Origin of the sequence: Streptomyces sp. RG80 (assembly GCF_040446465.1) — a bacterium.
Lineage (GTDB): Bacteria > Actinomycetota > Actinomycetes > Streptomycetales > Streptomycetaceae > Streptomyces.
The window spans coordinates 334794-342013 of record NZ_JBEAAJ010000012.1 but is presented as its reverse complement, the minus strand read 5'-3'; the positions used below and the strand labels follow the sequence as shown (position 1 = coordinate 342013).

The window sequence follows — 7220 nt, the reverse complement described above, 5'->3', positions numbered from 1 at the left end:
CGGTGGTCATAGCGTGAGGGAAACGCCCGGTTACATTCCGAACCCGGAAGCTAAGCCTTACAGCGCCGATGGTACTGCAGGGGGGACCCTGTGGGAGAGTAGGACACCGCCGAACAAATTTTAGAAAAGGCCCACGCCATCAGGCGTGGGCCTTTTTGCGTTTTCTGGAAGTAGGAGTTGGCGAGGAAAGGATTTCCCTTCCTCGCCTGTGCCGAATCAGAGGCGTCCCGCCGTCTTCAGGGCCAGATATGCGTCTGCCAGTGCCGGCGCCAGCCGTTCCGGTGTCGCGTCGACGACGGTGACACCGTGACGTCGGAGTTGTTCCGCGGTGCGATGGCGTTCGCTCTGTGCCTGTGCGGCTGATGCGGCCTCGTAGACGGCGTCGGTGTTTCCTCGGGCTTTTGCCATGCGGGAGACGTGCGGGTCGGCCACTGATGCCACCAGGACCGTGTGGCGCTGGGTGAGCTGGGAGAGGACGGGCAGCAGGCCTTCTTCGACCGGGGCTGCGTCGAGGGTTGTCAGCAGCACGATCAGAGAGCGGCGTGGGGCTGTCCTGAGCGCAGTGGCCGTAAGACCGCGGGCGTCTGTTTCGATGAGTTCCGGTTCGAGGGTTGCCATGGCGTTGACCAGGGACGGCAGGACGTCTTTCGCCGTGCGGCCTTGGACCAGGGCGCGAACGCGGCGGTCGTAGGCGAGGAGGTCTACGCGGTCGCCGGCGCGGGAGGCCAGGGCTGCCAGGAGTAGGGCGGCGTCCATGGAGGCGTCGAGGCGGGGGGCGTCGTCCACGCGGCCCGCCGAGGTGCGGCCGGTGTCGAGGACTACGAGGATGTGGCGGTCGCGTTCGGGGCGCCAGGTGCGTACGGCGACGGCGGACTGGCGGGCTGTGGCGCGCCAGTCGATGGAGCGGGTGTCGTCGCCGGGGACGTATTCGCGAAGGCTGTCGAATTCGGTGCCTTCTCCTCGGGTGAGCACGCTGGTGCGGCCGTCGAGTTCGCGTAGGCGGGCGAGCTTGGCGGGGAGGTGCTTGCGGCTGGTGAAGGGGGGCAGGACACGGACCGTCCAGGGGACGTTGTGGGTGCCCTGGCGGGAGAAGAGGCCGAGGGGGCCGTAGGAGCGGATCGTCACGCGGTCGGCCTGACGGTCGCCTCGGCGGGTGGGGCGTAGGCGGGTGGTGAGGCGGCGGCGTTCGCCCGCGGGGACTGTGAGGCGGTGGCGGGATGCGGCTGTCTCCGTGCCGGGCAGCCAGCTGCTGGGGGGCCAGGCGTCGCGGAGGTGGGCCCGGAGCGGGCGGTTGGACGGGTTGGTGACCGTCAGGGTGACGTCGGCCGTCTCGCCGAGGCGTACGGATGTGTCGCCGGAGCGGGTCAGGCCCAGGCGGCGTACGGGTGCCGCTAGGGCGAAGTCGCAGGCGCAGGCCATGGCCAGGGGGGCGTTCACGGCGAGGAGGCCCGTCAGGGTGGGTTCCCAGATGCCGATGGGGAGGGAGCCCAGGGCCGCGAGGAGTGCGGCGCGTCCGGTGAGTGCCATCAGCGGGGGACGGGGACGTGGGCGAGGATCGCGTGGATGACGGAGTCGGCCGTCACGCCCTCCATCTCGGCCTCCGGGCGGAGTTGCACGCGGTGGCGGAGGGTCGGGAGGGCGAGTGCCTTCACGTCGTCGGGGATGACGTAGTCGCGGCCCGTCAGCCAGGCCCAGGCGCGGGAGGTCGCGAGGAGGGCTGTGGCGCCTCGGGGGGAGACGCCGAGGGTGAGGGACGGGGATTCGCGGGTGGCGCGGCAGATGTCGACGACGTAAGCCGTGATCTCGGGGGAGACGGTTGTTTTCGCGACCGCTGCTCGGGCGGCTTCGAGGTCTGCGGGGCCTGCTACCGGGCGTACGCCGGCGGCGTGCAGGTCGCGGGGGTTGAAGCCTTCGGCGTGGCGGGTGAGGACGTCGATCTCGTCCTGGCGGGAGGGGAGGGGGATGGTGAGTTTGAGGAGGAAACGGTCCAGCTGGGCTTCGGGGAGGGGGTAGGTGCCCTCGTACTCGACCGGGTTCTGGGTCGCGGCGACCAGGAACGGGTCCGGGAGGGGGCGCGGGGTGCCGTCGACCGTGACCTGGCGTTCTTCCATCGCTTCGAGGAGAGACGACTGGGTTTTGGGAGGCGTTCGGTTGATCTCGTCCGCGAGGAGGAGGTTGGTGAAGACCGGGCCGGGCTGGAAGGAGAACTCGGCGGAGCGGGTGTCGTAGACGAGGGAGCCCGTCACGTCGCTCGGCATGAGGTCGGGGGTGAACTGGACGCGCTTGGTGTCGAGTTCGAGTGCGGACGCGAGGGTGCGGACGAGCAACGTTTTGGCGACCCCAGGGACTCCTTCTAGTAGGACGTGTCCGCGGCAGAGGAGGGCGACGACGAGGCCGGTCACGGCGGGGTCCTGGCCGACCACGGCTTTGGCGATCTCGGCGCGCAGGGCTTCCAGGGAGGCCCGGGCGGCGTCCGGATCCCCGGTGTACCCGGCGTTGTCAGTGGTCGGGGCCATCATGAACGGCGTACCTCTCTTTCGAGGGCGTCGAGTTGGTCGGCTAGGGAGATGAGGGCTGCGTCGTCACCGGGCGGCGGGCCGAAGAGCAAGGAGTGCAGGCGCTGTCCGTCGCCTTCGGTGCGGAGGTGGGCGGACAGGGCGGGGAGCAGGGCTTCGGGCGCGTGCGCCTGGGCGACGGGGACGCCTACGAGGGGGGCGAGGCGGGTGCGGGTGGTGGAGCGGAGAGCGGCGGCAGCACGGTCGCGGGCGTTGGCTTTGCGGTAGAGGCGGGCGCGGCCTTCGACGGTTTCGGAGGCGCGGATCGCCACGGGGAGTTTCTCGGGGACGAGGGGGCCGAGTCGGCGTGCCCGCCAGAGGGCGGCCAGGGCTGCGGCGACGAAGAGCTGCAGGGTGCCCCAACGCCAGCCTGGGGGGATCAGGTCGAAGAAGCTGCGTTCGTCGTCGGCGGCGGCCGAAGCGTCGGAGAGCGAGGGGAGGTACCAGACCAGATGGGGGCGGGAGCCGAGGAGTTGGAGGGCGAGGGAGGCGTTGCCCTGCTCGTCGAGGCGGTCGTTGAGGAGGATGTCGGGCGCGCCGAGTACGACGGTGTCGCCGCTCCCGGTCTCCGGGACGCGCAGGAGGGTGGCGAGGCGTTCGCTGGGGTAGCAGGCGTCGGCGTCGAGGTGGGTGGTGGTGTAGCGGATGCCGCCGGTGTCGGCGGCGCCCGCGCGGCGGGCGGCGGGCAGGTCGCAGTCGGGGTCGAGCGTGGAGCCGGTGCTGGTGGCGGGGTCTGCCGTGACGTCGGGGGCGAGCCGTCCGATGGACGCGCTGCCGGGGGCGACCAGGACGGTACGGCCGTCGGAGTCGGAGGTCGTGGAGTGCAGCAGGGTCTGTTGGCGGTGCGTCAGCAGGTCGGGGAGGGCGACCAGGAGGGTGGTGTCCGGGCCGGCTGCGGTGCGGGCCTCGTTCAGGGTGGTGACCACGCGCGTGGACACCCCGCGGTCGGCGAGGAGTTCGGCGATGGCGCGGCTGCCGTAGGGGTCGGCGGAGCGTGGGTCGAGGTTGCCGTGTCGGGCGTCGGAGCGGATCACGGCGATCGCGACGGCCGCCGCCAGGAGGATCACGAGAGCGAGCGCGATGCCCCGTGTACGGGTCCACACCTGGCGGGCGGTGGGCGAGGCCGAGGTGGCGGGGAGCGTGGCCTCGGTGGTCATTCGGCGGCTCCCTGGCGGGTGTTTGGCGCCGTGTTGTGGGTGCTGCTCACGAGCTGGGGTTTGGTGCGTTCCAGGTCGCGGTCGAGTTCGGCGATGCGCTCGTACGACTGCCGGCTCGCTCTGCGGCCGCCGTATGTGACGTCGTCGAAGTCCCGGGCGGCGGCGTGCAGCCGGTCGGTGCGGGAGGGCAGGGTGCGGGCGGCTTCGGCGGCGGCCTCGTCGGCGGTGCGGCCGGGGCGGATGTCGAGCAGGGCGCGTTCCTCCAGGGAGCGGACGATGGCCCGCATGCGTTCCTGGACGGCCTGGCTCCAGTGGCCCTGGGCGGCGTGTGCCTCGGCGGCCGCGCGGTGTTCGGCGGCACTGCGGGGGCGGTCGTCGAACAGGGCGGCGGCTGAGGAGGGTTCGCGGCGCGGGGTGCCCAGGCGCCACCAGAGGGCGCCCAGGACCGCGAGGACGGCCACGATGACGACGAGCAGGCCGAGTGCTCCGCCGGGCGTCGCGGTCGCGGCTGTGTCGAACAGTTCGCCGACCCATTTCCAGAAGGCGTTGAGGGCGCGCTGGAACCAGCTGGGGTCGTTCTCGTGGTATATGCCCTTGGACAGCTCGCGTCGAGCCGCCTCGCGTGCCGGGTCACGCGGGATGGTGACCGGTGGTTCGTCGCCGGAAGAGCCCAGCGTGAAGGCGTTGCCGGCGCGCACGACCGGGTGCGGCCAGGTCTGTACCGATGTGAGAACTCCCCCCGCCGGACTCACCGCATCAGCCTCCGGCAGTGGCGCCGGGAGCGCCGGAGCCGTAGTCCTGGACGCCGGCCGCGCGGGCCAGGTCGAGGTCGAGGGCTTCGCGGCGGATGCGCTGGTCGATGTAGAGGAGGACGGTGACGCCGGCGGTGATCGGGAAGGTGATCATGGCGCCGATCACCGAGCCGATGCCGCTGACGACGAGGTACGTCCAGCCGAGATCGCCGCCGGTGCTGAGCAGGCCGGTGAAGCCCTCGCCGTCCAGGGCGGAGGCGAGGAAGGCGAAGGGGATGACGACGATCGAGGCCACGATGTTGGCGATGATCGTGGCGAGCAGCTGGATGCCGAAGACGCGCCACCAGGAGCCGCGGACCAGCTTCACGGACCGGCTCAGCGACTTCAGGATGCCCTGCTTCTCCAGCATCAGCGCGGGCGAGGCCAGCGAGAAGCGGATCATGAGCCACAGGGCGACGACACCAGCGGCGAGTCCGCCCAGGACCGCGAGGCCGGCTCCCGCGTCGCCCGATCCCGCGACGGCGACGAGGACGCCCGGCAGGACCCCGGCCGCGACGATCGCGAAGGCGATGAGGATCAGCAGGAAGATCAGGCCGAAGAGCTTGGCCACCTGCGGACGGGCGTCGCGCCAGGCCTCGCCGGTGGTCACCGACTTGCCGAGGACGGCGCGGCTGGTGACCGTGGTGAGCAGGGCGGTCGCGGCGATCGTGCCGATCAGCGAGATCAGGAAGATGACACTGGTACTGAGCATGGTGTCGCCCAGGGCGCGCGCCAGTTCGTCGGGGCTGGCGTCGGGGCCCGGGGCCGCGGTGTTGATGTCGTCCAGGGCCAGGCCCTGGAGAAGGATCACGAGGATCTGGGTGACGACCGCGACGGTCAGGGAGATGCCCAGGACCGTGCGCCAGTAGGTGCGCATCGTGGAGACCGCGCCGTCGAGGATCTCGCCCACGCCGAGAGGGCGGAGCGGGATCACACCGGGCTTGGCCGCGGGCGGGGGGCCACCCCAGCCGCTTCCCCAGCCGCCGTATCCGCCCTGACCGCCGTACCCGCCGCCGTATCCGCCGTGGGCGGTGCCGGGGGCGCCGGGGCCGGTCGGGGGGTTGCCCCAGCCCGGGGCGGGTGGTGGAGGTGGCGGGGTCTGGGCGGGGTTCTCCGGTCCGGTCGGGGCGGACCACTGAGCGGGGGGCGGCTGCTCCTTGGACCACTTCGAGCCGGGGCCCTGCGGGTCCGTGCCCGGCTGGTCCGAGGGGCCGGGGTGGTCCGCGGGCTCGGCGGGGCCGGACGCACCGGGCTCCTGCCCGTCGGACGGGGCAGATCCGGGCGAGGCCCAGCCCGGAGTGTCCTTCATCGTTGCTCCTTCACGGTGCCCGTCCGCGGTCGCGGCGGCAGGTTGGCAGCCATCGTGCCATGGGGTGGTCGCCGGGGGACCGGGCGCGGTATCGGCTGCACACCTTCAATTGTCCGCCGGATAAGGGGCAGACTGACCGCATGGCTGATCAGTACGCGCAATCCGGCGAGGACAGCAGGCCGATCGAGATACCCACGATCCGTTGGGAAGAGCCACCCGAAGGTCCCGTCGTGGTCCTTCTGGACCAGACGAGGCTGCCGGCCGAGGAGGTCGAGCTGGTCTGTACGGACGCGCCCGCGCTGGTGGAGGCGATCCGTTCGCTCGCCGTGCGCGGGGCGCCGGTGCTCGGAATCGCGGGGGCGTACGGTGTCGCGCTCGCCGCCGCGCGGGGCTTCGACGTGGACGAGGCGGCGGCCGGGCTCGCGGGCGCCCGGCCCACAGCGGTGAACCTCTCGGTCGGTGTGCGCCGGGCGCAGTCCGCGTACCGGGCCGAGTTGGCCAGGAGTGGGGACGCGGGGCAGGCGGCGGTGGCCGCGCTGGACGCGGCGCGGGCGCTGCACCGGGAGGACGCCGAGGCCAGTGCGCGGATGGCCGTGCACGGACTGGCGCTGCTGGACGAGTTGCTGCCCGGTGGCGGGCATCGCGTCCTCACGCACTGCAACACCGGTTCGCTGGTGTCGGGTGGTGAGGGGACGGCGTTCGCGGTGGCCCTCGCGGCGCATCGGGCGGGGCAGCTGAGGCGCCTGTGGGTGGACGAGACGCGTCCGCTGCTTCAGGGAGCCCGGCTGACGGCGTACGAGGCGGCGCGCAGCGGGATGGCGTACACGCTGCTCACCGACAACGCGGCGGGTTCGCTGTTCGCGGCGGGGGAGGTGGACGCGGTGCTGATCGGGGCGGACCGGATCGCGGCCGACGGGTCGGTGGCGAACAAGGTGGGGAGCTATCCGCTCGCGGTGCTCGCGCGGTACCACCATGTGCCGTTCATCGTGGTGGCGCCGGTGACGACGGTGGATCCGGACACGCCGGACGGGGCGTCGATCGAGGTCGAGCAGCGTCCCGGGTTCGAGGTGACGGAGGTTGCCGCGCCGCAGGTGCCGGTGACGGGAGCGGGTGGTGGGCTGGCGGTGGCGCCGTTGGGGACGCAGGCGTACAACCCGGCGTTCGATGTGACGCCTCCCGAGCTGGTCACGGCGATCGTCACGGAGGAGGGCGTGGTGTCGCCGGTGACGGCGGAGGCGCTGGCTGAGCTGTGCGCCAGGTCGCGTCAGGTGACGATCGGCTAGGCGGTCGCGCGGCGGTCACAGCCACGGCTGAAAGCCGTTGAGCCGACCTCGGGGTGGCGGTGCGCCTACGCTGGGTAGCTGACATCCGTCGAGACATCGACGTCGCCGGACGGGGGCAGACAGTG

6 protein-coding genes and 1 rRNA gene are annotated in these 7220 nt (G+C 72.0%); 2 read left to right on the top strand and 5 right to left on the bottom strand.

The features are described 5' to 3' along the window. A 5S ribosomal RNA gene (rrf, locus tag ABKA17_RS37945) occupies positions 1–115 on the top strand; the annotation flags it as partial. A gap of 101 nt (positions 116–216) precedes the next feature. On the opposite strand, the gene ABKA17_RS37940 is transcribed toward rrf, so the two are convergent. Genes ABKA17_RS37940 through ABKA17_RS37920 form a run of 5 tightly spaced genes read right to left on the bottom strand, consistent with a single transcriptional unit; the run spans position 217 to position 5812 of the window. Continuing rightward, positions 217–1527 (bottom strand): DUF58 domain-containing protein, encoded by a 1311-nt coding sequence (locus ABKA17_RS37940; RefSeq protein ID WP_353696919.1) that lies wholly within the window; start codon positions 1525–1527, stop codon positions 217–219. Then, entirely contained in the window at positions 1527–2516 is a 990-nt protein-coding gene (locus ABKA17_RS37935; RefSeq protein ID WP_353696918.1) for an AAA family ATPase, read from the bottom strand. The genes ABKA17_RS37940 and ABKA17_RS37935 overlap by 1 nt, the downstream gene beginning before the upstream one ends. Continuing rightward, on the bottom strand, positions 2516–3712 hold the full coding sequence (locus ABKA17_RS37930; protein WP_353696917.1) for a DUF4350 domain-containing protein: 1197 nt from the start codon (positions 3710–3712) through the stop codon (positions 2516–2518). Before ABKA17_RS37930 ends, ABKA17_RS37935 begins: the two co-directional genes overlap by 1 nt. Then, positions 3709–4410: a DUF4129 domain-containing protein gene (locus tag ABKA17_RS37925; protein WP_353696916.1), complete on the bottom strand. Its 702-nt coding sequence runs from the start codon at positions 4408–4410 to the stop codon at positions 3709–3711. The genes ABKA17_RS37930 and ABKA17_RS37925 overlap by 4 nt, the downstream gene beginning before the upstream one ends. 58 nt (positions 4411–4468) lie before the next feature. Continuing rightward, positions 4469–5812 carry a DUF7847 domain-containing protein gene (locus tag ABKA17_RS37920; RefSeq protein WP_353696915.1) on the bottom strand — a complete coding sequence of 448 codons (1344 nt, stop codon included), beginning with the start codon at positions 5810–5812 and terminating at the stop codon, positions 4469–4471. Between the two features lie 140 nt (positions 5813–5952). Here ABKA17_RS37920 and mtnA point away from each other — a divergent pair, with 140 nt between their 5' ends. Beyond that, entirely contained in the window at positions 5953–7095 is a 1143-nt protein-coding gene (gene mtnA / locus ABKA17_RS37915) for an S-methyl-5-thioribose-1-phosphate isomerase (protein WP_353696914.1), read from the top strand. Positions 7096–7220: the final 125 nt, after the last annotated feature.

Excerpts from the sequence above, each read along its gene's own strand:
- ABKA17_RS37940 (WP_353696919.1), bottom strand. The coding sequence starts at position 1,527 with ATGGCACTCACCGGACGCGCCGCACTCCTCGCGGCCCTGGGCTCCCTC.
- ABKA17_RS37935 (WP_353696918.1), bottom strand. The coding sequence starts at position 2,516 with ATGGCCCCGACCACTGACAACGCCGGGTACACCGGGGATCCGGACGCC.
- ABKA17_RS37930 (WP_353696917.1), bottom strand. The coding sequence starts at position 3,712 with ATGACCACCGAGGCCACGCTCCCCGCCACCTCGGCCTCGCCCACCGCC.
- ABKA17_RS37920 (WP_353696915.1), bottom strand. The coding sequence starts at position 5,812 with ATGAAGGACACTCCGGGCTGGGCCTCGCCCGGATCTGCCCCGTCCGAC.
- mtnA (WP_353696914.1), top strand. The coding sequence starts at position 5,953 with ATGGCTGATCAGTACGCGCAATCCGGCGAGGACAGCAGGCCGATCGAG.